General features: G+C 50.1%; 21 protein-coding genes and 1 pseudogene. All 22 read right to left on the reverse strand.

The window, feature by feature from the left end; genetic code table 11:
- Positions 1–3 precede the first annotated feature (3 nt).
- A pseudogene (locus P0X86_RS18275) lies at positions 4–171 on the reverse strand (DeoR family transcriptional regulator); the annotation flags it as partial.
- A 270-nt stretch (positions 172–441) separates the two neighbouring features.
- A complete protein-coding gene (locus P0X86_RS18280; RefSeq protein WP_277746122.1) occupies positions 442–915 on the reverse strand; it encodes a GlcG/HbpS family heme-binding protein in 474 nt (157 codons plus the stop codon).
- Between the two features lie 235 nt (positions 916–1,150).
- Complete coding sequence (locus P0X86_RS18285) at positions 1,151–2,068, reverse strand: hypothetical protein (protein WP_277746123.1); 918 nt, start codon at positions 2,066–2,068, stop codon at positions 1,151–1,153.
- Positions 2,069–2,098: 30 nt separating this feature from the next.
- Entirely contained in the window at positions 2,099–2,674 is a 576-nt protein-coding gene (locus P0X86_RS18290) for a sugar O-acetyltransferase (protein ID WP_277746124.1), read from the reverse strand.
- A 137-nt stretch (positions 2,675–2,811) separates the two neighbouring features.
- Positions 2,812–3,843: an ROK family protein gene (locus P0X86_RS18295; RefSeq protein WP_277746125.1), complete on the reverse strand. Its 1,032-nt coding sequence runs from the start codon at positions 3,841–3,843 to the stop codon at positions 2,812–2,814.
- A 298-nt stretch (positions 3,844–4,141) separates the two neighbouring features.
- Positions 4,142–4,474 carry a hypothetical protein gene (locus P0X86_RS18300; RefSeq protein ID WP_277746126.1) on the reverse strand — a complete coding sequence of 111 codons (333 nt, stop codon included), beginning with the start codon at positions 4,472–4,474 and terminating at the stop codon, positions 4,142–4,144.
- 140 nt (positions 4,475–4,614) lie between these two features.
- The gene (locus P0X86_RS18305) at positions 4,615–5,199 is read right to left on the reverse strand and encodes a hypothetical protein (RefSeq protein WP_277746127.1); all 585 of its coding nucleotides are present in this window, start codon (positions 5,197–5,199) and stop codon (positions 4,615–4,617) included.
- A 313-nt stretch (positions 5,200–5,512) separates the two neighbouring features.
- A complete protein-coding gene (locus P0X86_RS18310; protein WP_277749056.1) occupies positions 5,513–7,786 on the reverse strand; it encodes an FIMAH domain-containing protein in 2,274 nt (757 codons plus the stop codon).
- A 281-nt stretch (positions 7,787–8,067) separates the two neighbouring features.
- Entirely contained in the window at positions 8,068–9,423 is a 1,356-nt protein-coding gene (locus P0X86_RS18315; protein ID WP_277746128.1) for an extracellular solute-binding protein, read from the reverse strand.
- 194 nt (positions 9,424–9,617) lie between these two features.
- On the reverse strand, positions 9,618–10,547 hold the full coding sequence (locus tag P0X86_RS18320) for a dihydrodipicolinate synthase family protein (protein WP_277746129.1): 930 nt from the start codon (positions 10,545–10,547) through the stop codon (positions 9,618–9,620).
- A 40-nt stretch (positions 10,548–10,587) separates the two neighbouring features.
- Positions 10,588–11,556, reverse strand: coding sequence for a phosphoglycerate dehydrogenase (locus tag P0X86_RS18325; RefSeq protein WP_277746130.1), 969 nt, complete (start codon positions 11,554–11,556; stop codon positions 10,588–10,590).
- Positions 11,556–12,038: a carbohydrate ABC transporter permease gene (locus tag P0X86_RS18330; RefSeq protein ID WP_277749057.1), complete on the reverse strand. Its 483-nt coding sequence runs from the start codon at positions 12,036–12,038 to the stop codon at positions 11,556–11,558. Before P0X86_RS18330 ends, P0X86_RS18325 begins: the two co-directional genes overlap by 1 nt.
- 358 nt (positions 12,039–12,396) lie before the next feature.
- Positions 12,397–13,323, reverse strand: a complete 927-nt coding sequence (locus P0X86_RS18335) for a carbohydrate ABC transporter permease (protein WP_096774104.1) — start codon at positions 13,321–13,323, stop codon at positions 12,397–12,399.
- A gap of 106 nt (positions 13,324–13,429) precedes the next feature.
- Entirely contained in the window at positions 13,430–14,758 is a 1,329-nt protein-coding gene (locus tag P0X86_RS18340) for an ABC transporter substrate-binding protein (protein WP_277746131.1), read from the reverse strand.
- A gap of 201 nt (positions 14,759–14,959) precedes the next feature.
- Entirely contained in the window at positions 14,960–16,606 is a 1,647-nt protein-coding gene (locus P0X86_RS18345; protein ID WP_277746132.1) for a response regulator, read from the reverse strand.
- Positions 16,584–18,320: a sensor histidine kinase gene (locus P0X86_RS18350; protein WP_277746133.1), complete on the reverse strand. Its 1,737-nt coding sequence runs from the start codon at positions 18,318–18,320 to the stop codon at positions 16,584–16,586. The genes P0X86_RS18345 and P0X86_RS18350 overlap by 23 nt, the downstream gene beginning before the upstream one ends.
- Before the next feature lie 33 nt (positions 18,321–18,353).
- Entirely contained in the window at positions 18,354–19,661 is a 1,308-nt protein-coding gene (locus P0X86_RS18355) for an ABC transporter substrate-binding protein (RefSeq protein ID WP_277746134.1), read from the reverse strand.
- A 219-nt stretch (positions 19,662–19,880) separates the two neighbouring features.
- The gene (locus P0X86_RS18360; protein WP_277746135.1) at positions 19,881–20,783 is read right to left on the reverse strand and encodes a copper amine oxidase N-terminal domain-containing protein; all 903 of its coding nucleotides are present in this window, start codon (positions 20,781–20,783) and stop codon (positions 19,881–19,883) included.
- A gap of 190 nt (positions 20,784–20,973) precedes the next feature.
- A complete protein-coding gene (locus tag P0X86_RS18365; protein WP_213578928.1) occupies positions 20,974–21,795 on the reverse strand; it encodes a GNAT family N-acetyltransferase in 822 nt (273 codons plus the stop codon).
- A 42-nt stretch (positions 21,796–21,837) separates the two neighbouring features.
- Positions 21,838–23,328 carry an arylsulfatase gene (locus tag P0X86_RS18370; protein ID WP_277749058.1) on the reverse strand — a complete coding sequence of 497 codons (1,491 nt, stop codon included), beginning with the start codon at positions 23,326–23,328 and terminating at the stop codon, positions 21,838–21,840.
- Positions 23,329–23,465: 137 nt separating this feature from the next.
- Entirely contained in the window at positions 23,466–24,311 is an 846-nt protein-coding gene (locus tag P0X86_RS18375; RefSeq protein WP_277746136.1) for a discoidin/SUN/FTP domain-containing protein, read from the reverse strand.
- A 118-nt stretch (positions 24,312–24,429) separates the two neighbouring features.
- Entirely contained in the window at positions 24,430–25,122 is a 693-nt protein-coding gene (locus P0X86_RS18380) for an aspartate/glutamate racemase family protein (RefSeq protein ID WP_277749059.1), read from the reverse strand.
- Positions 25,123–25,384 lie beyond the last annotated feature (262 nt).

The following is a 25,384-nucleotide window of genomic DNA, read 5'->3' on the forward strand; positions in this document are numbered from 1 at the left end:
GGCTACCCCTCCGTGTGTTCGAACAACCACTCCTTCTTGTACTAATCTGACAATATCCCTGCGTGCGGTATCCCGCGACACTTGAAAAAACGAGCATATGTCGCCAACACTCATCGTTTTATGTTGTTTTAAATAATCCAGGATTTTTACGAGTCGTTCTTCTTGGAACACATCTCATTCCTCCTCTTTTTAAGCATTTGCATTATATTTATAAGTATATATAAGCAATTAAAAACAAACAATAAGTATTTATAAGTTTATTCATGTTATTACAAACACTAAAAAACCACGATCATCGTGGTTTTTTAGTAGACATATGTTAGCTCTTCGACATTTCCCGTTCCGGTAATCGTGATGTAAGTCACTACTCATAGCTTGGATGATGATAGATTCCTTCTTGAACGGAAGCAGCCTGCCCTTACCGTCGATGCATGGAACCCGTTAATAAGTAAATGATTGCTGGATTGTACCGATCCTTGCATTTAAATATTGATTTTCTTGATATCTCATATTTTCGAACGCCTGCACAGCGGCATTGGCTACATCGATGTCTTGTGCGCTAGTTCCTCCGCTTACACCAATGCCGCCGACAACCCTGCCTTCGTGAACGAGCGGAATCCCCCCGCCAAGTATGACGACTCTACCCTGATTCGTTGTATTAATGCCAAATGTAGCTCCGCCTGGAAGCGCAGATTGCGCTAAATTCGCCGTCGGCATTTGCATCGCTACGCTGGTCCAAGCCTTGCCAACGGCGATATCGATGCCTGCTATTCTCGCGTTATCCATCCGATGAAAAGCAATGAGGTTCCCCCCTTCATCAACGATCGCTACATCAGAATTAAGACCCATTTGTCGTGCTTGGTGTTCAGCAGTTTCCAATAACTTCTTAGCCGCAGTTAAAGTGAGTTTGTACATGGTAGCTCTCCTTTGCTTAAAAGAAATACTACATTATATTGCCGTTGCCTATATAGGTGAATTGCCCAATGCCAGTACTTCCGGAATACGGCGACATTAGAACAAGCTAATAACAAAAAAAGCCGCGATTTCCGCGACTTATTTGGCACCATGTTGAGTTCCTCCCGCTTTGAAAGAAGGCTGCGTGCTCCTGGTGCAATGCTATTCGACTAGTGTGGCAATACTGAAGCCTGTGTTAGGCATAGGCAAATGCCGGTCCCAACCGTTCGATAATTCGATCCAATTGTCCGGTTAAATAAGGCGAGACCTCACCCAGTCCGGCTAATGCTTCTAACAAGGGGAAGGTTTGCCCACCCCAAGGGCCATGTGGATCATGGACCTGCCTGCCGATCCGCAAGCCATCCTCTTCAATGTAAATCTTCAATCGTTCCACACCTTCCACAAGCAGGTCGACCGGCAGCGCTTTGTTTCTGCGCCGGGACCATTCTGCCAAGAAGGACATCCCGCGTAGGATATCATATTCAAAAAAACGTGGAAAGCAAGGCTTCAGCCAATCCATATCCAGAACGCCGCCACGCTGTTTCGAACACACCAGACGATGCTCGATCAAATACCGGGCGCCTTCATCCAAGAAAGCGGCTTCCTGTTCGGTGAATTCACGGTCTGTATGCCATAAGATCGCTTCCAGCGGGGGAAGCGTTGAAATGATAGAGCTTTTTCTTGAATGAATGTAAGCTTCCGGCTCGCAGTTCAATCCGCCGTCGGGCAGCTGATGCTTTAAGAACCATTCGCGAATCCAGGGCAGCTCCGTGTCCACATCACAGCCATACGCTTTCAGAATCATATAGAATACGGCAAGTTCACAATGGCAGCAATCCATCTTCAACCGGTCACTTTCGTTGGTTGGCTGGTCATCGGCTGTAATGACGAAGGTCCGCCAAACCTTGGTTTCGAGTAGATGTTTAGCCCTGGCGATAACCGATTCCGGGATCAGTCTCACCTCTCCCATTTCATATAGAGCGGCCATATGCCACCAAGCTCCATCCCATTTATGGCGGCTGTTCTCGCCGTGAGCCGTCTCCCATTGCGAAGTAGATTCAAGGAATTGGATCGATTCTTCAATTGCCAAACGGATTCTCTGATTAGCTTCCATTCTACATCCCCTTCATGGACATTTTTCGGTTCACGCTTCCGTCATTCGGATTTCGATTTCCTTAATCACCCTTGCTGGATTGCCCCCGACAACCACGTTATCCGGTATGTCCTTGGTAACCACTGCCCCGGAAGCAATCACGACATTATTGCCTACCGTGACGCCTGGATTGATGGTTGAACGTCCTCCGACCCATACGTTGTTTCCGATGGTTACCGGCTTTCCATATTCCGGCCCTTTAATTCTCTCGAAGTGGTCCACCGGATGCGTTGCCGTATACACATGAACGCCTGGGCCGAACATGCAGTTATCGCCGATTCGCACTTCACACACATCCAGGATGGTACAATCAAAATTCGCGAAGAAGTTCTCGCCTACGTGTATGTTGTAGCCATAGTCGAAACGAATGTTAGGCTCCATTCCTATGTGATCGCCAGTTGATCCCAGCAATTCTTTCAATATTTGAATTCGTTGTTGATCTTCCATCTCCGTAGTCTGGTTAAACAGCCGTGTCATTCGCCTTGCATATGCCCGGTCTCGCATTAGTTCAGGATCGGAAGCAATATATAGTTCTCCATCCAGCATCTTTTGTTTTTCTGTTTTCATCCTGATAATCCAATCCTCTCTCATCTTGAAGTCAAGTCTCTGTCCGACAAACTAGTTGTGTCATAACGTCCTGTCTAAAGCGGCATAGCTCTCTGCCAATAAGACCCGCCCCACAGAAGGAAGTCATTAGATAGATATCACTTCCCCTTCTCCACAAGCTCAAGCGAATAAGCAAGGCTTTCCAAGGTCCTGGCAATTAACCCGTACATATAGTCCTGATCCGGATGTTCCAGTAATATCATTTGAGGCATGTGCATTTCCGGAATATACTTCAGACATTCCTGCCGGATGATGTTCACATCATCCGGCTGCACCAGGCTCCCAGTCAAAGCAATCGTTTCTGGATTTAATATGGCGATCAGGCTTGCCACTGAATGCGCAGCCAGTACATGAAAAGTTTTCCGATCGTGCAGCTGTTGGAATTGAGCCTCTTGGGATATGCCTAACGGCAAAAAAGCAATTTCGCCAGCAAATCGTGTAAAACCTCGATGAATACGCCCATCCACCATCATGCCTGCACCGGGTAAGCTGCCATCGATGAAAGTTACGACGGCAACCGTCTGTTTCTCATCATACCCTTGTTTATGGTAGAAGCCATATACGGTCAAGTTCATGTCATTTTCAAGAATGACCTCAACCTTATGCTTATCGCGAATGAACGCTTCCAAAGGAACGTTAATCAGTTCCGGTATATCACTGACATTGATGACCCCCTGGTCGACTGCACCGGGGACGCCGATCCCAACCGCCCGTATTTGCGGATATTGCAAGATAAGCCTCTCGATTACCCGATCGATTAAGGCGGGTTCTATTCGATTATGTTCTTCATACCCTTGGTCTACAATCTCCCCGGCCATATTGGCGATTGCATATGTAAGAGAGCGGGATCCCGCTTCGGTTTTGACAATGGCAGCAATAATATATGAATGATGTATGTTATACTGGTACATTTTGGCTGGACGTCCGCCCTTCGAGTCATCCACAGCCACTTCCAACACTTCACCGGCATCCAGCAACTCGTTAAGAATATGATTACAAGTGGCGATGCTTAAGCTGGTAGCTTGCGCAACCATGGCCTTCGTAGCCGTTCTCATCGCCATGAGCGCCTGTCGAACTTTCTCCTGATTCATTTGTTTAACCAACATGGTGTTGTTTGTAATGGAGTTCATAATCAAAACCTCAAATAGTTTTTATAACTCTTATAATAAGTACTATATTATATCGTTATTCGTTTGTCTACCAGTAATCATTCCAGCCCTCTATCCATAAAATTCAGGTAAAACAACGACGGCAATTGATAACGCTTCGTGATCCTTTACCCAATCCTTCGTTCAAAAAAGAAAAGGCTGGCAACCGACTCTACACCATGATTGCCAGAGTTGTGCCCAGCCTCTTAATCGGGCATCCACTTCCTATTTCAAGTGTCTGCTAGCCCGTCTAATGAACATTGCATTTTCATTTTTAGGATCATGTTGGAAAATTCCCTTTAAGATAGGAGTCCCATAGGTTATTGATAAATTCAATCTGAATGCTGTTCTCCAGCGCCGTGGAAATCAGGCCCCAGTCATCGGATACATAACCCGCCAGTTCAGCATTCCAGGTGATCCTGAACGTTTGCTTGAATGCATATTCCCGAATATCTCGGGTTGTCTGACTTTCAGAGGGACAAAGTTCATGCAATTTCTCGTAACATGAATTCCATGCCGAGTCAAATTCATGCGTGTCCCGCACATCTAATTCGGCATTCCAATCCACTTCTTTATCAAAGACATTTTCAAAAAAGCTGCCTGCGCTGATCATCGAAAACATCTCGGCCGCTGTCATCAAGACTTCTTCTCTCCTCCTTCTATGCTATGTGCCGATATACAGCTTCTCGCCTGAGAAAACAGCCGAATACCCTAACCTGTGCAGCTCGAAATACGGCGCGAACGGGTCGCCTTTTAGCCCGTAACGGTGCCACTGCAAATAGTAGGAGATCCAGTAATCGCAGGCAATCGAATAATAAGCCTCATCCAGAACTCTATAGGCTCCTCTTCGTTTTTGTGCTCCATAATCACTTCGGACAGCGCCTCATAGACATCGGGATCATAGGATTCGCGAACGCTGTCTATTTTCCCTGGAGGAAGAAGCTCGATTTTTTCGATTCCATCCAGGTAGGCGACCGCTTCCGCTGCACGTTCCCATTTCGCAAAAATATCCAGCAGCTGCTTTAACTCCCGAATAAACTGCTCGCCATAACCTCTCAATACGTCCTCGGATACCTCATCCCCTTTGCCGTTAAAATAGGCCGGCACTGTTCCTCCGGTAAAATCCTCCGGGTCCAGCATCTCGTAAATCCGGGAAATCCGCCGCAAGTAAGCATGTCCATCCTCAAGCGGCTCAAAGGTGGCCTCCACCCCTCTTCCGCTAGGCATATACATTTGAAAATATCCATATAACGCTGCTTCTTCAATCACGGCCTCATCGGAATCTGCTTCTTCATCCATCAGGTTGAGCAGATACCGTGCATAAGCCTGCTTATCCATATGTACCCTTCTCCTTCTCGCCGTTAAGCTGGTTATTAAGGTTCTGGTATCAAAAGTTCACCGACCGAATGCCCCTCAGCTCCTCAGCTAAACACGTTACTATATTAACACACAAATCTCCTTCATTGGCTTCGGTTAACAATAAGCCATCACCTTAGACGGCTGTGTTGATAGGTTCGTCTCTCTTCTTATCGTCCAAAGGTAAGCACCTGCATCGCAGGAACAAAAAAAGTCGCCAAATTGGCGACTTTTGTCATGAAAAATTCCGTTATGGTTGCGGTAATTTCAACCTACCACCATCTCCTTGATTCAATCAGGACCATTCATCAATGAACGCTTGAATGCGCTGCTTCACTTCCGAACGCTTCTCTTCGGTTATCCCGCCGATTTTAGCTTTATTCAGGTGCTTGAGCGCATCATTCAGGTGTTTCACGGCCTGTTCCTGCTTCCCTTGCTTCTGCTTCAGCTCCGCTTGTTTCAGCGCATTGCCGATCTGCTGGCTCAGCGGATGGCTGATATCGCCTTGTTGCTTCCAGGACTGAACATCGTCCATCAGTGCCCCAATCGTATCCGATGCTGCAGCATCCGACACTTCAATCTTCATCAATTGCGTATCATTCGTGTAGTAAATATGGCCGTCGTGTCCGAGATTCACATGCTGGGATTCCGCCAGCGTCTGAAACTCCATCGTAACCGGGTCAACCACGGTGACGTGGCCGGCAAGCGTCAGATACATGAGGCCGTCCTCGCTCCAGCGAATATACACCGGACGCCAGTTGCCGTATTTCTCCACGCCTTTGTATATCGTTTTGCTTTTTACGATTTCCAGGGTATCCGGATCTACGGCAAAGAGCGTCCCGTCGTAAGCCGCCCACAGCAGTCCGTCCGGACCGAAGCTGGTTCCGCTAATAATATGCGGCGTTGGAGAAGCACCTTCAATAGAAGGAACCCATTCCTTCTCCACCTTGCCCGTCGCGATATCCCAGACAAACATTTTGGCAGCCGGCTCGGAAGGCGTGATGCCCAGCCCGCCGGCAACGGTGGTTGAGCCATATACCTTGCCGTCTTTTACCGCTATGCCGACAATCGATTGATTGTTGATGACGTTTTTGTATTCGGTATACTGGCTGCCGTTTGCCGGATCATAGATCGTTAGGGAGCCGCCCAGCTTGCCGTAATCCGGAATGGTGCCGATGAACAGTTTACCATCCGCTGCTCTCATGATGAACGGACGGTCCTGACCGGTAATTTTGAACAGGCTCTTGCGCTGGGTCGGATTTTCCGCATTGTATTCGAAAATATCCGCACCCGGATATACGCCCATATACATCTTGCCGTTCATGGCGACCATGCCCTCCGACTGACCCATCGGGAAGGTCTCGAAGGTTCCGGTGTTGATGGAATACGCGGACCCTGTGCCGCCAGGGTATCCGCTGATAAACAGCCGTCCATCCGGACCGTTCTCCATGGTTTGAACAGGAATCGGATTGCCCTTCACCGGATAAGGTACGGCTTTGACCTGCTTGGTTGTCAGATTCATGTATGCGACGCTGCCTCCGAATTGAACGGTTGCAAGCGAAACACCCGGAAGATCCGGATCGTTCGGCACCTCCACCCAGGCCGTATTGCGCAGGAACGTTCCGTACACGACGCCGGTGTCAACCGCAGCAAGGGTATTCAAATCCACTTCCATCAGATGGTTATTCTGGACGAAATAGATTTTATTGCTGCCCTCCGGCCCGTAAGAGAGGCGGATGCCTTTATTGTTCAGATGGTAGGTATCGCTCCATTGCTGCAGCTCCAGGTCATAGAACAGAAGCCCGCTGTTCCCTTTGCCGATGCCAGCAACCAAATATTTGCCCGCAACGTCCAGCTGGTTCACCATGCCGAGGTCTACCGCTCCGTTATAGGACGGAAGCTGGATGGTTTCCTTCTCCCCAGTCGCTACGTTCACTTTTATAATGCTGCCTTCAATCCCGATGCCGACATACAGATATCCGCCATGATAGGCCGTGGAACGGCTGTAGCTTTGGCCTGTGCCTACGATGCCGTAGTCCTTCATTTCCCCTGTAGCTGGATCGTATCGGCCCGCTTTCGCATTCGGGTAAGAACCGAAGTAGACACGGCCCTGTTCATCGTGAGACAGGCCGTACACAACCTGCTCACCGATGCCGCCCAGATTTTTCAGCTGTTTCGTGACCGGAGAGTAGGTGTACAGCGTGCCGTTGCCCCCGATATACACCGTGCCGTCCGGGGTCGTCAAATGCGTCCACGAGCTTTCGGAACCCGTAAGCGGATGCGTGCTCAGCACCTCTTTGGTTTTCAGATCAATGACATGAAAAATAGCCGGCTTGCCGGACACCGTCGTATAAATAACCTCCCGTCCGTCTTGTATGCCAAAGGCCCCGTCATATATGGCAACGCTTTGCATCGGGGAGCCCAAATCGATAGGGTCGCTGTAAGTTTTGCCGATTTCCGCCGAGGCGCTTGCCGGGAAGAAAACCGCAGTCAGCAATGTGATGCAAATGGCGAGACATAGATGACGGAGTCCCTTCTTCGCTTGAGATTTGCTGTGGGTAACGTTCATCAATTCAGACCTCGTTTCTGGTATGGAATGTACTGCCAAATCAATCAAATGGACCGACCTATAAGGGCAACTCGAGCGTTTACCTAGCAAGGATCGCGGCATCCCTCCTCCGTTATGAAGTGTTGTTCATGCTTCTCTGGTATTTATGTAGTTCATATGTTCGCAAAGAATTTAGCATACACCCCACTGTCTGTCAACTGGTTCTTATCTGGTTATTCAAATAGAAAACGATAACTCAAAAAAAAAGCCGCGACCTCATCGGTCGCAGCTTTCGTAACCATTTAGCTTCCTGCCGTTTTCCTGCTCAGCACGGATATCAGTTCCCTTTCGTCTACAAGGTAGGAGAAATATTGCTTCAGCCGTTCCCGGAACAGCAGCATCTCGTCCAGGCTAAGCCCTACATCTCTGCAGGTCTTATACAGCGGGGCTATTTCTCGATGCAGGTTGAGACGGGACGGCCGGCCTTCCATCTCCGGATCTACGTTCTCGGTGATGTAACGGTTCGCCGGAATGCTGTAGGTATGCCTGCGAATGTATTCCTGCACTTCGTCAGAGACTAGGAAATCGGCAAAGCTCTGGGCCAGCTCCCTCTCCTTGGAGCACGCGCTGACCCCGATTCCGGTGCCCAATAGCAGGGTTGTCCCATGATCAAAATGCGGCAGCGGCGCGACGTCATAATCAAAGGTCGCTCCCTTCAGCTGGTTGAGCAGATAATAGGTCGTCAGAATGACAGAGACCTTTTGCTCGCGGAACAGCTTCTCTGCTTCAAAAGCCCCTTGGGCCAAGGCCAGCGGGAACATGCCGTCCTCGTGAATCAATCCGCGAAGCCAAGACAGCCCCTCGACCGCACGGCTCCACGAAACATCAATCTCAGCATTGCCCCTTCGCTGCATGAGGAATATCGGCCAGCGGTTCAACGAGTACAATTGCAAGGCCAGGCTGTAGCGCCCGGGGCTTCTCAGCTCACGCAGCATTCGCTGGAGATCGTCCCAGCCCCAACTGCTGTCCGGCTCGAACTGGCGCTTTTCCCGCAGATGCTCTTTATTGTAGGCCAAGAGGACGGGAGAATGAATGAACGGCTGCGCCGCCAGCCGGCCTTCGGCATCCATGAACGGGCCGTGCAAAAAAGTATAAGTAGACGCGCGCGGCTCCTGACGGTAAAACAGACCGGTACTGCCGTTCTCCTGAAAATGCATCATATCCTGGATGTTGACGGACAGCACATCCACAATGCCAAGCCTCATCAGATTGGCGATGCTTTCCGGATGTTCGTAGGGAAGGTCCACAATCTCCACAGCCACCCCCGGATGCCGCTCCTGAAATAAGGCGAGCACATCTTCCATTTCGGCCTCCGCATATAGGGAAGGGTACAAACCGAAACGAATCTTACGGGTTTGCCGGGAAGCTGCAACTACTTGGGTGCCTACGCGAGGCACTTTCACGATCAATTCTTCCTGAACCAGCTGATCCAGCGCCTGCCGGACTGAATTTTTGCTCAGTCCATACAGCTCGATCAGGGTCATCTCCGATGGTAGATATTCGCCTTGAGCGTAAGTGCCGCGTTTAATTTGTTGGCGCAGGTCGGTGACCATGTGCTTCATTTTATTTTGATACGTATACCGGTCGGATTTAGCCATATGAGACCACCTTTATTTACCATAACTGGTTTGCTGCATCAATCCATTCTTATAGTATAATCACTCTTCAGTTCGTTTGGCAAAATGAAATCCTGTGGAAGCTGTATCCAGGCAGACAATCTTGAATTAACAATACTAAAAAAGCCGCCATGGTAGGCGACTTTACTCTTCAACGTTATTTTTCCGATATCGCTTTAAGTAAAAACGGGATACTTCCGGGCATATTGTTTGGACACCCGGTATAATTGCTCGATCTCCAGCCGTTGGGTGGCACTGAATTCCTCATGATTTTTCGAACGGCAGCGATAGTTTGTCAGTATGCCCTCCAGCATGAGGTAATACTTGGCATTCACCGGGTAGAGCTGCTTCTCAAGAAATGACGACACACTAAGAAAATCAGACAGTTCCCCTGCCGTTTCCGGTTGGCTTTCCCAATTCCTGAACAGCCATGTATACAACTCGGGGTGGAAGTTGGCCATCACGCCGCTGAAGCCGAAAGCGCCGAGCCGGTAGCTGTCCAGAAGCGTCGCCGTATTGGCGTTGAAGATTTTCAGACTTCCGCCCCGGACCGCCTTGAGTTTATCCCCGATCAGCTGCAGGTCGCAGCTCACGTCCTTGATAAACCTGAAGCGTCCGGTATCGGAGCATTTCTTCAGCATCTCGGGCGTCAGAAGCCGCCTATACGGGGCTGGACACTCATATAATCCGAGGGGGACCTGTTCTGGTAAACGCCCGAGCAGCTTATCGAGATTCGCCAGCCACACATCATCGGATTCCTCAGCGGCGGCAAGCCTGTTCGTGATTAGTACGACGGCGTCGACGCCGGTTTCGGCCATGGCGTTCAGCTCTGTTACCTGGTCCTCAAACGCATCCGATACGTGACCCGATGCAATGACCGGTACCCGGCCGGCAGCCTTCGCTTTGACGAAGGCTGCAATCAATACGCGCTCCTCCAGAGTCAATGTATACATTTCGCTGGATTGACAGACGGCAAAGAGTCCGTCAGCCCCCCGTTCGATATACCAATCGATAAGGCGCTCCAGGGCCTCGTAATCCACATTGTTCTGCTCCGTAAACGGCGTTAGCATAACCGGCCAGTTGCCATCGGTGATGATCTGATTCATATGCGTCCCCTCCTGAATGGTTCGTATCATTGGTTCTGCTTTATTCTTTTGCAGTCAGTATATTTTGCGGTTCCCTTCCTTCGAATATATCCAGCAATGCCTGAGCGGTAATCATGCTGACCCGCGTATAGGTCTCGAAAGTCTCGGCTGCGGTGTGCGGCGTCGTTATCAGGTTCCCGATTTGCAAAATCGGATGGCCGGGGGTTACGGGCTCGGACTCGTAGACATCGATGGCCGCCCCGGCGATGACTCCAGACGACAGCGCCCGGGAAAGCGCCTGTTCATCCACGACGGCTCCTCTCGCGGTGTTGATGAAAATGGCGGATGGTTTCATCCTGGCAAAAGCCTTGTCATTCATAATATGGTGCGTCTCTTTCACGCTGGGTAAATGCATGCTGACGATATCGCTATGCGCCAGCACATGCTCGAAAGTTGTCATTGTAACGCCGTATTCCGACGCTTTAGCTGTATCTGGATATTTATCATAAGCGATAATCTCGACATCAAAGCCCTTCAACTTCTTCGCGGTGAGCTGTGCGATATTCCCGAAACCTAAAAGGCCGATCGTTCCTCCAGCAAGCTCAGAGCCGACAAAACGTTCCCAGCCGCCGTTCTTCGTCGATCGATCCAGCTCGGGAATGTGACGACGGACCGAGATCATCAATCCGATCGCCAGCTCGGCCACCGCGTTGGCATTGCCTCGTGGTACATTGGTTACTTGTATCCCATACTTTCTTGCAGCCTCCAAATCGATATTGTCCACGCCAACGCCGAAACGGGCGATGCCTTGAAGCTGCGGCGCAAGCTTGAATACCGCCTCATTCCAAGTATCCACGCCGGCAATGACGCCGTCGACCGATCCCACCACTTCCTTCAGTTCCTCGAACGTCAGCGGACGTCCGAAACGATTCTCGATGATCTCGCATCCATGGCTTTCGAGCAGCCGCTTCGCATCCGCGCACAGTTTGGAGTAATTCGTAGCCGTTACTAACACTTTTTTCGCCTTCATTATTTAACTCCTCCTACCGTCATTCCGCTTACCATATATTTTGATGTAAACAGATACATCACGATGACCGGAATCGATGCAATAATGGAGCCACCCATCAGGGGTCCCCATGCGAAGACATCGCCGACGATCATATCCGACAATCCCAGCGTGATCGTCTTGTCAGCGCCTTTTGTGACAACAACCAATGCATACAGATATTCGCTCCAGCATAACGTGAACGAAAAAATGAAGGTAGCCGCAATGCCCGGAGCCGATAACGGAAAAATGATCTTGGTCATCGTACGGATTCGCGAACATCCATCGATCATGGCCGCTTCCTCGATCTCGTCCGGGATGGATCTAAAATAGGAAATGAGCATCCACGTAGCATACGGAATCGTGATCGTCGGATAAATCAGCATGAGACCGTAAATGGAATTGTTGATGCCGATGGCCGTCACCAGCATGTACAGCGGGATAAACAGAACGGCTCTCGGCATCAGGTACGCATACAGAATGCTTTTGGAGATGAAGCTTCTTCCTCGAAACCTGAGCTTTGGAGATCGCATATGCAGCCAACATGCTGACCGTGATCGAGAACAAGGATACGATCAACGAGACGAACAAGCTGTTTTTGATATTCGTCATAAAGCCCTTTTCGTTGATCAGCTTATCGTAGGCGGTTCCGAGAAATTCCTTCGGCCAAAACGTAGGCGTCATGGAATAGATCTCCCCGTTGGATTTGAAGGAGGTAATCACCATCCAATATAAAGGGAAGAGCGCGAATATTAGCAGCAGCGCGAGCGTCGAGTATACCGTAATTTGCTTGCCGAGCGAATTCTTCATTAAGATCACTCCTTACTTGTCGGACGCCAGCGAACGCTTGGTCACATAATTGATCAGCATGATCAGCGGCGGCAACGTAATGAGGGAAATCGCAATTGCTTTGCCGAGACTCATGTTCAGAAAGCCGACGGTATAGCTAAGCGTGGATAACACCTGCGTGCCATTGTCTGGACCGCCGCGTGTCAGCAGCCAGATAATCTCGAAGTCGTTCAGCGTCCAGATGGTGGTGATGACGGAAGACAGTATGGTCACTTCTTTTACCGAGGGGAGCGTCATGTAGAAAAAGCGCTTGATCGCTCCCGCTCCATCCAGCATAGCGGCTTCATACATCTCTTTGGACACCGTCTGCAGTCCGGCCAATATGGCAATGCCCATGAACGGAATGCCCCGCCACACGTTGACGAGAATGACCGAGAACATGGCCAGGTCCGGTGTGGCCAACCAGCCGACGGGACTGTCGATGAGCCCTGTTTTGAGGAGCATGGCATTCAGCACGCCGCCGACGTCGGAGTAAATCCACTGCCAGGTAAATACGGAGACGATCGTGGGGATGGTCCACGGAAGAAACAGCATCACCCTGAAAAAGTTTCGAGCAACGATATTCTCGTTAAGCACGAGCGCCATAATCATCCCGAAGACCGCTTTCAAAATGACGGCCACCATCGTAAAGACAACCGTATTCCATACCGCCTTCCAAAACACGGAATCGGTAAATAGCTCCGTATAGTTTCGCAGGCCGATGAACGTTTCGGGAACGCCGACCACTTTATTCGTCAAGCTAAGATAGACCGCCCAGCAAAAAGGGAGCGCCATGACAGCCAGCAAATAGATTAGCACCGGACTCATGAGAAGATAAGCCAGCCTGCTGCTTGTATCACTTCGTTCCCGCCTAGGCGCCCGGGTTTTCCCCGGTGTTGTTTGGACTTCCAAGCTTTTCATTGAGAGCACCTTCTTTCTGACGCCTCAGGCTCATCCGCAGCCACGGACCTTGCATCGATGCCTTGTAATCGGACTGCGGAGCCTGATGCGCGGTTAAGTCATAACCCTACTTCGCGTATACCGCCTCGATCTTGCTCTGTAATTCGTCCACTGCTTGTTGAGCCGTGAAGCCGGAATCCAGAAGCATCTTTTGGAAAACGTCGTTGACATATCGAAGGTTATAAATCTCTCCAGCCTTCGGGTTATACTCCGCAGGGTATCCAAGGAAAGCGAAATGTGCGATGGAATCGACGAATCCTTTGTTCTTCTCCTCCTGCCATACGGATTCGTTTGCCAGGTCCGTGTAAATCGGACCGGTCAATGGAGCTCCATTCTGCACCCACTGGCCGTACCACGCTTTGTCCGTCATATATTCGATGAAGGATTTGGCAAGCTCCTTGTTCGCAGATGCCTTGAATATGCCTAGATTGTTGCTAATGCCAGGCACTACCGCTCCCTTCGGTCCTGCGGGCAGCATGGCGATCCCCGTATTCTCGTACAATTCGGGATTATCGTTCTTGATCGTCGCAGCCAAGCTGCCGACGTTGAAGATCATGGCCGACTGGCCGCTTAAATACGATTTGTTGTTGCCGCTGTCATCCCATCCGATGGAGCTCGGAGGCGTTACCTTATCTTCGATGAAAATGTCCCTGATCAACTGAACCGCCTGAAGAGTTTCGGGCGAATTCACCGCTACATTCTTGCCGTCCTCGGTATCGAGGGAACCTCCGTAGGACCAGATGATCGCCCGGGTCAGCCATTCGGCATCCGAATTGCCTTTCCCGTACCCGAGTCCAGCGCCGTATTTCCCTTTGGAAGAATCCGTGAGTGCCTTCGCCATTTCGCGGAATTCCTCCCAGGTTCCAGGCGGCTCGCTGTAACCGGCTGCCTGAAGCATGTCCTTGCGATAGTATAAAGCCGTGGACTCGGTCCAGAACGGCACTCCGTATAACTTGTCCTCGAACGTCACGGAGGTTTTCAGGCTGTCCTGTATTTCCCCGTTTACGTTCTCCACGCTGCCCACAACGTCGGTAACCTCCTCAAGAACGTCCTTGGCATAGAACTGTCCGACTTCCTGGTAGCCAAAGAAGGAGACGTCCGGCGTAGTACCCGATTCGATGGCTGCCGACCATTTCGGATAAAAGTCCTCGTAAGCGATAAACTCCACGTTGACATTCACATCATGCTCTTCCCCGAACTGTTTTGCCCTCTCTTGGATCATCTGGTTTTGCTCTTCGAACATCTGCTTCTTCATCCAGAATGTCAGGGTTTCCTTGCCCGGCTCCTCACTCCCTGATCCGCTGCCTCCCGTTCCCCCTACGCTGCATCCTGCCATCAATATCATGACTAAAGCTGCCGTTACCCATCGTATGGAGTTTTTCTTCATCTTCATCATGTTCACCCCTCAGCATATAGTGGAATGTCCTTACACCATTCATTGTAAGGGCTTCATAAACTGGGTTAAATGATATAGGCTTAACATCCGCTCTCCTTACTTAACATGATGCCGCAATCGAAAGCAGAGGCCGAATTAGACAAAAAAAGCCCGCTTCCAGCCCAAATGCATGGCTGAAAACGGACGGTATTACAGGCTTTATTACGGCATTCCGGTTTCCAAACTGTTTCGGTATTCTTGCGGCGTCACGGAATAATACTTTTTGAACACCCGAATAAAATAATTCGGGTTGTGGTATCCCAGCTTCAGGGCAATTTCGAAGTTTTTCAAGGAGTGGTCGGCCAGCAGCTCGGCCGCTTGCTCCATTTTCAACCGGAGCACATAATCGCTAACGTTGAATCCGGTCTCCATTTTAAAGAGGCGGGACACGTGAACCGGATGCATATACATATGGTCCGCGATGGCTTGCAGGGAAATATCCTGAGACAGATGATCCCGTATGAACCGTTTCATCCGGGACACGGCAGCGCTCCGGTCGCTGCGCGTTGCCTGTTCGGCGCTTGACTCCAGTAGAGGCAGAACTTGGCCCACCCATTTGCCGAGCGTGGCCGCAGTCGTGCATTGCGAGAGTCCCGTTACATCCGCAAGGGACGCTCCGACGATATCGGCCAGACTGCGTCCGTTCTTGTGCGCATATGCGCTTAGCGAGGAATATATAAAGAAAAAGGCTTCGGTTACATGCTCTTGAGATTGGCTGTGCGCGAGCGACAATTCCTTCAGGATCTGCTCAAGTTTCTCTTGGATTTGCTTCCAACTGCCGGATTCCAGCAGATGAGGGAGCAGCGGAGGCTCATAACACTTTTGCAAGGAACGGACCGGATGCAGCTCCTCCTCATCTTCTGCGTAAACGAACATATCACTGTGGCTGCCGATATGGCGGCGCAAAGCGAAAAGACTGTCTTGATACAGCTTTCGGACATCTTCCGGGAAGGAACCTCGCTTTCCGATCAAGACGGAGATTGTTCCTTTCAGGTAACGGCTGACATTCATCTGCAGCTGTGCAGCGAAATGCTTGAGCTCATTCTCCTCTGTATGCTCATGAGGGTGCATCCTAGCCGCCGAATCATCGCTTTCAAAAACAAAAAAGACGAGATATCCATGTATGTCCCTGCATCGCCACAATCGAAACCGTTCTCCGAAGATCTCGTCCGCCATGTTACCGATCGCGTACTCCATGATGGAGGAGTCATAAGGGCTCATTTCCGTCAGACGGTCCTCCATGCGTACAAGCATCAGAGCCGCTTGGTTTCCGTTGGCGGATTTCATTTCAAGCAGCTCCAGTTTTTCGGCCCAAACGTTCTTTGGTGATTTCATGCCTTGAAGCAGCTGATTCAGGAATTCGCCTCGAATATGTGGCAGATTAACCCGAAAAGCCTGAACCGCGCGATTATAGGTTTCGCTGGACTCACGCTCCTGCCGCAGCGATTCCACAGCTCCGCCTACTTTTTCAAGAACGACTTCGTCGCTGACGGGTTTTAGCAGGTACTCATAAGTGCCAAGCGTAATGGCTTCCTTCGCGTAAGCAAAATCGGCATACCCGGACAGCAGGATCGTTTTGATATGCTTCCATTTTGATTTCGTGATCTCGACAAGCTCGAGGCCGTTCATCCGTGGCATCGTGATGTCGGAAATCATGATGTCGACCGGCTGCGTCTGCAGTATTTCCAGCGCTTCGAAAGCAGAGTATGCCTTGTGCACCTCATCGATCCCGATTTTCTGCCAAGGTATCGTATGCGCAAGCCCCTCCACCACGCTTGCTTCATCATCAACGATCAGCAATGTATACAACGTTATCCCTCCCTTCCCTACTCGGTATTTCCCAGCATATTTCCACGCGAAGTCCTCCTGACGGCGATTCTGAAAAGGCCAGGCCCGCATGTTTGCCGTACCGGGTGACCAGTCTCTGATGAATGTTCCATAGACCGAATCCTCCGCTTTCGTTCAAAGGCTCTTCGATCTGTCGCTTCAGCTTGTCGATGATGCCAACGTCCATGCCCTGGCCGTTGTTGTCAATTCTGATCCTGCATCGACTCCCTTCGATTTCACCGGAAATATGAATCATCGCGAAATCCAACTGATCCTCAACACCATGGATGACGGCATTTTCCACGATAGGCTGAAGCAGAAGACGCGGAATCTCGAGCTGCATCATGCTGTCAGGAACCTCGATCTCGAAGGTTAGTCGCTGAAGCCGCAGCATCTGAATCGTTAAATAATTGTCAACCAGCTTCACTTCCTCTTCAAGGGGCGCGGTCGGTTTTTCCAGTCGCGTCGTGTACCGGTAATACTCCCCCAAGTTCAGGGCCATGGCCACGACAGCTTCCTTATCGCCAAGATTGGCCATGTTTTTGATGTAGAACAGGCAGTTATACAGGAAGTGAGGGTTAATTTGCGATTGGAGCTGCTTAAGCGTGGCTTCCTTGGATCGCAAAGACTCTTTGTATACCCGTTCGATGAGCTCCTCGATTTGCTCTGCCATGTTGTTGAAGGAGTGAAACAGATACATGAACTCGTTCTTCGGCACATCCTTCAGGCGCGTCCTGTATTGACCGTCCCTGATCCTTCTCACCGCATGAAGCAGGCGGGAAATCGGACGCTGGACATTGCGGTACAACAACAAGGTCAGCAGTAAAACGAGAACAAGCAGGAGCGATACGGAAATATAAAAGAGGGCGCTGCTTAAGGTGATCGGGGAATATACGCTGTCCAGCCGGACGAAATCCACCAGATACCAGCCCAAACTGCTGGACAAGACGTAATTCATTACATATTTGCCTTGCCCCGATTGCACGATTCGGCTGCCCTCTTCCCCGAGTCGCAATTCGTTCAGGGTGCCGGCGGCCATTCGTATCGTTTCTTCGACCGATGTGCTGTTGGCAATAACGGTTCCGTCAGGTGCATACAGGAATGGCTCGCTGTCCCCGTCCTGTTTCAACCGATTCAGCATATTGACCAGATTCTGGTCGGTGAAACGGACCTCCACGATCAGATCCTGCGAAGAAGCGGACGTTCTCATCCAGCTAAAAAAAGCTTGTCCTCGCGAATCCCGTTGATAAGTCCAGTTCTGCTTATGGGCATGAGCCAAGTATTCGGCATCATACCTTGCCGACAAGTCGGTTGTCAGCAATTCACGATACGGCGTCAGGTACATTAAGATTTGGCTGTCCCAGCTGCTAGTTGCAATCTGCATGTTCAACATATCCGTGATCCGCTGCTGGCTGTCGATTCGTTCCATGGGAGTGCTGCCTGAGCGCTCCGCCAGATAACTCTTAATCCCGTCATCATTGCTCGCGATCACCGAATATTTCGTTAGCTGGTCGATCATGGTGTCCATCTGACTCATGAAAAACGTCAGTCGGTTCCGCTGGCCCTCCTCCACAGCCGAACGGACGACGTTAATGCTGACCTGATGGGAGTAGGCATACAGCAAAATAATCGGAATAACCAGGACCGCCAGCAATGTTGTAAGCTTGGCAAACGTACTTGTTCTTAACCGCTTCATCAAAAACATACCCCCGTGTCAGAGCGATTCGCTCTACTTCTCGCTGTCGATCAGTTCTTGCAATTGAACGTTTGCCGACTCCGCAGCAATTCCGACATCTTCGCCGATAATTCCTTTCACCACGATACCGCCGATAATGTCCCGTGCTTCCTTCACGTGAATGACTTTTGGACGGTCGTAGCTCATTCCGATCGGAATGGATTCATTGATCACCGGAATCAGCTCATCCGGAAAGCCGGAGATTCCTTCCTTGTCATGCCACAGCGAGCTCCGCGCTCCCGGATTACCGATCTTCTGGGCTTGCAGCACCATGTCCCTGCCCGAAGCCCACTCGATGAATGCCCAGGCAGCATCCTTGCGGGCAGAATTCGCATTGATGCCAATGGCCCATGCAGTGGTGCTATACGGCTTGCGACCGGCATCACCTGCCGGAAAGAGCGCATACCCGATCTTCTCCTTGGCTAATCCCGATTGCGCTAGCAGGGAGTAGATCGCGCTGGCATCGGTGAAAAATACCGCTTTTCCTTGCGCAAAGAGATCTGCGGATTGCGGCCAGCTGTAACTAAGCGCATCGGGCGGTCCATAGTTTCCGAGCAGCCTTACATATCGCTGAATCCCCTTGAGCGTTTCCTTTGTGTTCAATGCCGCTTTATCTGCGCTTAGAAAATTCCCGCCCTCGGAGTAAATGAATGACGATAGCTGGGTTACGAGAGCGCTTCGCTGCCCTCTAGCGACAAATCCGTACATGCCATGCTCGGGATCATGCACCTGTTTAACCGCCGCTTCCAGCTCTTCTAAGGTCTGCGGGACTTCGATCCCTTTTTTCTCTAGCAGGTCCTTGCGATAGTATAGTATCTGCTGCTCCGTCGATAGCGGGACGGCAAGCAGCTTCCCGTTCACCGTTACCGATTCCAGCGCCGTTGAAGAGAAATCGGCGAAGTCGTAACGCGGGTTCGATACGGCATACGATTCCAAGGGCGTTAACCAGCCGTTGTTCTCATACAGAATTAGCTCTTCCAGCGGCCGGATCATGAACACATCGGGACTTTCGCTACCTACCGTCATCTGTACGAACATCTTTTGGCTGAGCTGCTCATTGGTCAACGCTTGAAAATCCACCTTGATACCCGTCTGCTTCTCAAATTCGGGAAGATGGGCGCGAAGGATGTCCGCAACCGGATTTTTAGCCATATATGCGGTAATCCGCACATCGTCAAACGGGCGTTCCGGTTGGTGAGACATACTGCTGTCGGCCCCGTTCCTCCCCGCCATGCATCCGGTCGCCGACACCATGATGACGACAATCCATAACACCATGCAGAAACGTCCTGCAAACTTCATAACTTCCCCTCCTGTCAGTCGGTCATAAATCGATATTAAAGCGTTTACAATGGAGAAGACACTGAAAAAATTTAACATATGGTATACATATTTAGCCTTTCATGCATGGACCTAATTCTCATTCGGCATTACGACAGACGAAATGGCCCTCTTTATCAAAGACTTTATTAATAGAAAAAAGCCGCTGATCTCGTTCCGATTAGCGGCTTAGAAATTCACCTATTCTGCTTTCTCTTCATAGACAACGACGGTCTGACTTTCCGCTTCCCACTTGACGGTTGCATTCAATGCCTCGCTTATAAATCGTACGGGCACATACGTATTGCCCTTTGTAACGGTAGCTGGGGCATCCAGCGAAATTTTCTTGCCATTGACGGACGCTGTTTTACTGCCAACCAGGAGTTGGATGCTCACTCCGTCCTTCGAGACGGTGATGGAACGCTTTTCAGGATTCCATATAACCTCAGCCTCCAAAGCCTCGGCTATGGCGCGAAAAGGAACATATGTATTGCCTTTTTTGACAAACGGTTCGGTGTCCGAAGCTTCGCCGTTCACATACAGCTTAACTCCATTCTTTTTACCTGCCTTTTTATTGAGCTTTCCCATGGTTTTGTAAAGATCCAGGTTTTTAAAATTGGCTTTGATGGCTTCTTCTTGCAAATACACGGCTTCAGTCACGCTGCCGTTTGTTTCAAGCATGTCCGCTGCCGCTTCTAACGCCTTATCCTTTTCAATAATGGCCTCAAGTTGTTTTTGTTGCTCGTCCGTTAACTCTGCCGCATATTCGGTAAGCAAAATATTGGCTAGAACGGCGCCTGCCGGTTTATCCTCAACGTTTTGAATGGCATTTAGCAAACCTTTGTATCCTTTGTGTCCTTTGTTCTTGGAATCGACTTTATCGGTGGAAGGGTCGTTTGCTTTCTCTGTTTCCGGCGTTGTGGATTCCTGAACCTGGTCCTCTTCTTTGCTGGACTTATCAGAGGAATCGACTTCCTCGGTTTGCTGCTTGTCATTACGAGTTTCTTTTTCTTTTGGTCCCTTTGGCGATGCCGCGTTACTTGTCTTGCCGGGGGGCGTGTTGCTTGGTTTGGCTGAGATCGTGCCTGCGGCGGTCGCAAACATCAGGGCCGCGCTGGTTAGCAGGATGACTGTTTTTTTCATGATGATTCCTCCTGAATGATCAGATATGCATGCTCCATTCTTTATCGGCAGAAAAAATAGACTTCAATAGATCATCGTAAAGATTTGAATAATGCGGTGAAAATCAAAAAGCCGCCATGAGGGCGACTTTTCTTGCACATCTATTTTGTTATCATCTGCATTCATATTGATAATAGTCTTGTGCATGCACGGCTTGAAATCCAACCGACTCGTATAACCTCAGCGCATGGTCGTTTTTCGTTTCGACTTCCAAGTGCACCGAGTATCCGGCTGAGCTCTGTTCCTTCACGATTCGCCGCAACGCTTTTCTGCCTATTCCTCGGCCCTGATATTCCGGCAATATGGAGAAACCATAAATCCACGCCTGCCCCTCTTCGCGGCTGACTCGAAGCTTCCCGACCGTTTCTTCGTTTACGTCAATCATGAACATACCCGTATTATCAGCAAAATGATGGCTCTCCATCGCCCTGGCATCTTCTTCGTCCAATCCGAATGCTTCCACGGATAAGCGCACGCTTGTTTCATAATCTTCCCATGTTGCCTGCCTCAGCAGAATACCGTCCGAATCCTCAAGCGGCATTTCCTGCCACGTCATTTGATGCTCCGAGAAAGCATGCTCCGCACCTAGTTGGTGCAAAAATGCCTTTGCCGCATCGGATCCCGCTGGCGCGTTCAACAAGATTTTCTTGTATCCGGCGAGTTTTACCTGTTCCATTCCGAGATGAAACAACTGCTGGAAATGCCCTTTTCGTCGTTCGGCAGGCTTTACCATGCCGCATACTTCGACGGTCGAGCCAAACGGATATAGCCCAAGAAACGCTACAAGTTCCTTTTCCTCATAATGAAAAAAATCCAGATTCTCCGTTTTGCGTTCTCTGAGCATTTCCCAATTCAGCTTTAATTGGACATGGTCATGAAGTTCGCACTCGGCTTGCAATCGTTCAATGTCTTTTAGCTGTTGTGTCGTTAGCATGTTATCTCCTAATCGGTTCTGAATGTAATTTACGGTCTCGTGCTATTTCAAAATATGGGATAATACGGCTACCGGCTTCCGGCGAGTGATCAGCTGTTGGCCATCCGTATAACCCTCTTCGCGTCCTTCAAGCTCTCCGATGAGGACCGAACGCCAATACCGGATTCGTTCCTGCCGATCTTCATCCCCGATCGCGTTGTGCAGCTCATTGGGATCTTCAACCAGATCGAAGAACTGCTCCTTCCCCGTTTGAGAAAACCAGATGTATTTCTCCTTTCCGTCGGTAACCCAATGATTGGACTGAAGCCCTTGGGCGTGCTCTCCATGAAGATGGGGACGCCAATCCGGCTTGCTTCCCCCATCCCTTCCTGCTGAAGCGAGTCTCCAGATGCTCGCGCCTTCAACCGTTTCAGGTATAGGCACGCCGGCCGCTTCCAGCAGCGAGGGCATGATGTCCCGCATCTCCACGACATGATCTGAAACCGTGCCGCTCTGCAGGCCTAAACGGTTGCCGGGATCGCTGACGATAAACGGCACGCGGGTGCTGCCTTCGTACGGAAGAGATTTTCGGAATAAATGATGGTCCCCCAGCAGCTCGCCATGATCGGAAGTAAACAGGATCACCGTGTTGCCGAGCTCCCCATATTCGTTCAATGATTGCAAAAAGCGTCCGATTTGGTGATCGATATGCGTGATCAGGGCGTAATAAGCAGCCATCGCTTTACGCAGGCGGCGTTTCGGGACCAGTCCCCGCCCCGTTATAGGGGAGTAACCGGCCAGATCCGGGTCCTCCGTCTCCGCCCAATCGCCAACCGGAGGCTCCGGAATATCGGCATCCTCATACAGATCCAAGTAGGCCTGCGGAGGGTCGAACGGAGGATGCGGCCTGACGAATGACATCCACAGGAAGAACGGCTTCCCGGGATCCCGTCGCCGCAAAAAATCAATCGACTGCGTTACCACCCAGTTCGTTGGATGCTGCATTTCCGCCAAATGCCAAGGACGAGCGACGGTTGATGAATTGCAGTCCAGACCAAGATCGGTCATATCTGCGCCCGGCACCCTCTCGCGGAGCCACTGCAAGTAATCGTCAACTTGATCGTAATGCTCCTGCATCGGAATGCCGTGGTTATTGCGGTTGTGATGCAGGTAACCATCGTGAAGCATTACGTTGTGGAACCCCAGCAGATTGCGTGCAGGGTATACATGCATCTTACCGATACACTGCGTGTGATAACCGGCTTTAGCCAATTCCCCCGGCAGCGTCTCCTTGTAATTCCACGGGACGCAGTCTTGATAGCCGACGCGGCCGTGAGCGCGCTGGGATTGGCCGGTGAAGATCGCCGCTCTTGCAGGTACGCAGGTGGGTGTGGCAGAATACGCACGGCTGAACCTTACGCCGCTCCTTGCGAGCTCGTCCAGATTGGGCGTTTCCACCACAGGGTGTCCTGCTATGCTAAGGCAATCAAAGCGCATCTGATCGACCGTTATGAGCAGCACATTGGGCCTTCCCTGGCGTTGAGTCGAATTCATCATATTCCCTCCTCGGCATGATACTGATATCTATTTGATCATACCTTGTTGCTGAGGGTTGTCAATTGCTCTGCGATTATCCTTAACGGCCCCGGATGAATTACGACGGTTATGAATCCACCATTCCTTACCCTGCTTTACTTCTCCGTTACGTCTACGTTTTTGCCATAGGCTTCAAGCTGCGTTAATGCCGGAAAAAGCGCCTCATCGCCTTTGATCAATCGTTTGAGCACCAACCATTCCACTTTGCGGGGTTGAATCTCAAAATACTGGATGCTCCGGCTTTTCACGGGATAGAGCTGCTCCGTTGAACCGTCGGAGAATGCAATCGTGACTTCCTTCCACCAGCTGTCATGAGGAAAATCGCCGCGTAAAACAAGACCGATCCGGTCAAGCTCTACCATTCTCCCGAAATCCAGCGTCAGCTCCGCATCCGCCTGCTGGTTAATTCCCCAGGATTGATATGGATAGGAGCCGTGATTGTGGTTGGCATAAATGCCGTCGATCGCATTGCGCGCAAAGAAGGTGGGATCATTTCGGGTTTCCACATTGGCATGAGCATGCGGGTAAGCGTTGGAATCATGCTTCTGGTCATGGGTATTCAATGCCAGATTCCGATATTGGGTAATTTCGCTTTCCGCCGCATAGCGTACCGAAACATAATGTTTTGTCCCCGTAAATGCCTTCTCTGGATAGGCTTGCTTAAACGACAATGGAATTTCGTATTCCCAGCTGGTGCCCTTGACATATACCAGGGATGGAAAGAGTGCCTCATCCAACTGAACCACCAAATACCGATTCGGGTGCTCCGTCGTAATTCTAAATTTGTCGCCGGCGGCGTACTCCAGGTGTTGACAAGCCAGATAAGTGAAACCCTCGTCTTCCCGCTCCATCACGCGGTCATGGGAGGATTGCGAATGACGGTCACCTTCCACCCTCACATTCTGTTCACGATTCAGCAATTCAATTTTGATTCTTGGCATGATCCTTCTCTCCTTGTTCAAGACATATAATGAACTCAAATGGATTTATATGAACCCATACGAACATTATACATCGAACGAAACGAACAGCAACTCCTACGACAATAAACATCAATGATTATTTTTCAAGTGCAAATAGGGCTGCTGTTGTTCCATGAATCTGAGTCGTATCAAAAACAGGGATATTCGTATCTTCCTGTTTAATAAGAAGACCAATCTCAGTACAGCCCAGTATGACTCCCTGGGCACCTTGCTTCTGTAATTGGTTGATCACACGCAAATATTCGTTCTTGGATCGTTGAGAAATAATACCCAAGCACAATTCGTCATAAATGATATGGTTGATAAGTTGTATGTCATCTTCATCAGGAATCAGCACATGAATGCCGGCTGCAATCATTTTTTCCTTGTAGAAATCCTCAGTCATCGTGTATTTGGTTCCAAGCAAAGCTATGTGATTTATGCCGCTTTCCATGAGCTTCTTCGAAGTGGCATCTGCAATATGAATAATGGGAATACGGATTCTTTGCTGAATGATTGGAGCAACCTTATGCATCGTATTGGTGCAGATTACGATAAAATCCGCACCACCCCTTTCAAGGTTTACGGCAACATCTCCTAAAATTTCTGCGCTCTTGTTCCAATTCCCAACGGCCTGGCATTCTTCAATTTCTTGGAAGTCCACGCTGTATAGCAAAATTTTTGCGGAATGCAGCCCACCCCGTTGTTCCTTTACGACCTCATTTATAATCTGATAGTACATCACGGTGCTCTCCCAGCTCATGCCTCCGATGAGTCCAATTGTTTTCATCATTGCCTCCGTAAGTATCAATTTTTCTGTGTCATTACTCTAATGTAAATAGATGTTATGATCAACGCAAGCAGCAGCCTTCGTAACCGGTCGACAAGACGGCCGTCGTGCCGAAAGCCAGGAATCCGTTAATCATAATGAGCAGCAGCCCTGGCGCCAACGCTGCCAGTTGCCAATGGAATCAGATCAGCCGATCAGCATCCATTCAAAAAAAGGACACTGCCCAAATCAGGCAGTGCCCTAACTCTCTCTATGACTCATA

The organism is Paenibacillus sp. BR1-192 (assembly GCF_029542445.1).
In the GTDB taxonomy this organism is placed as follows: Bacteria; Bacillota; Bacilli; order Paenibacillales; family Paenibacillaceae; genus Paenibacillus_AQ; species Paenibacillus_AQ lautus_A.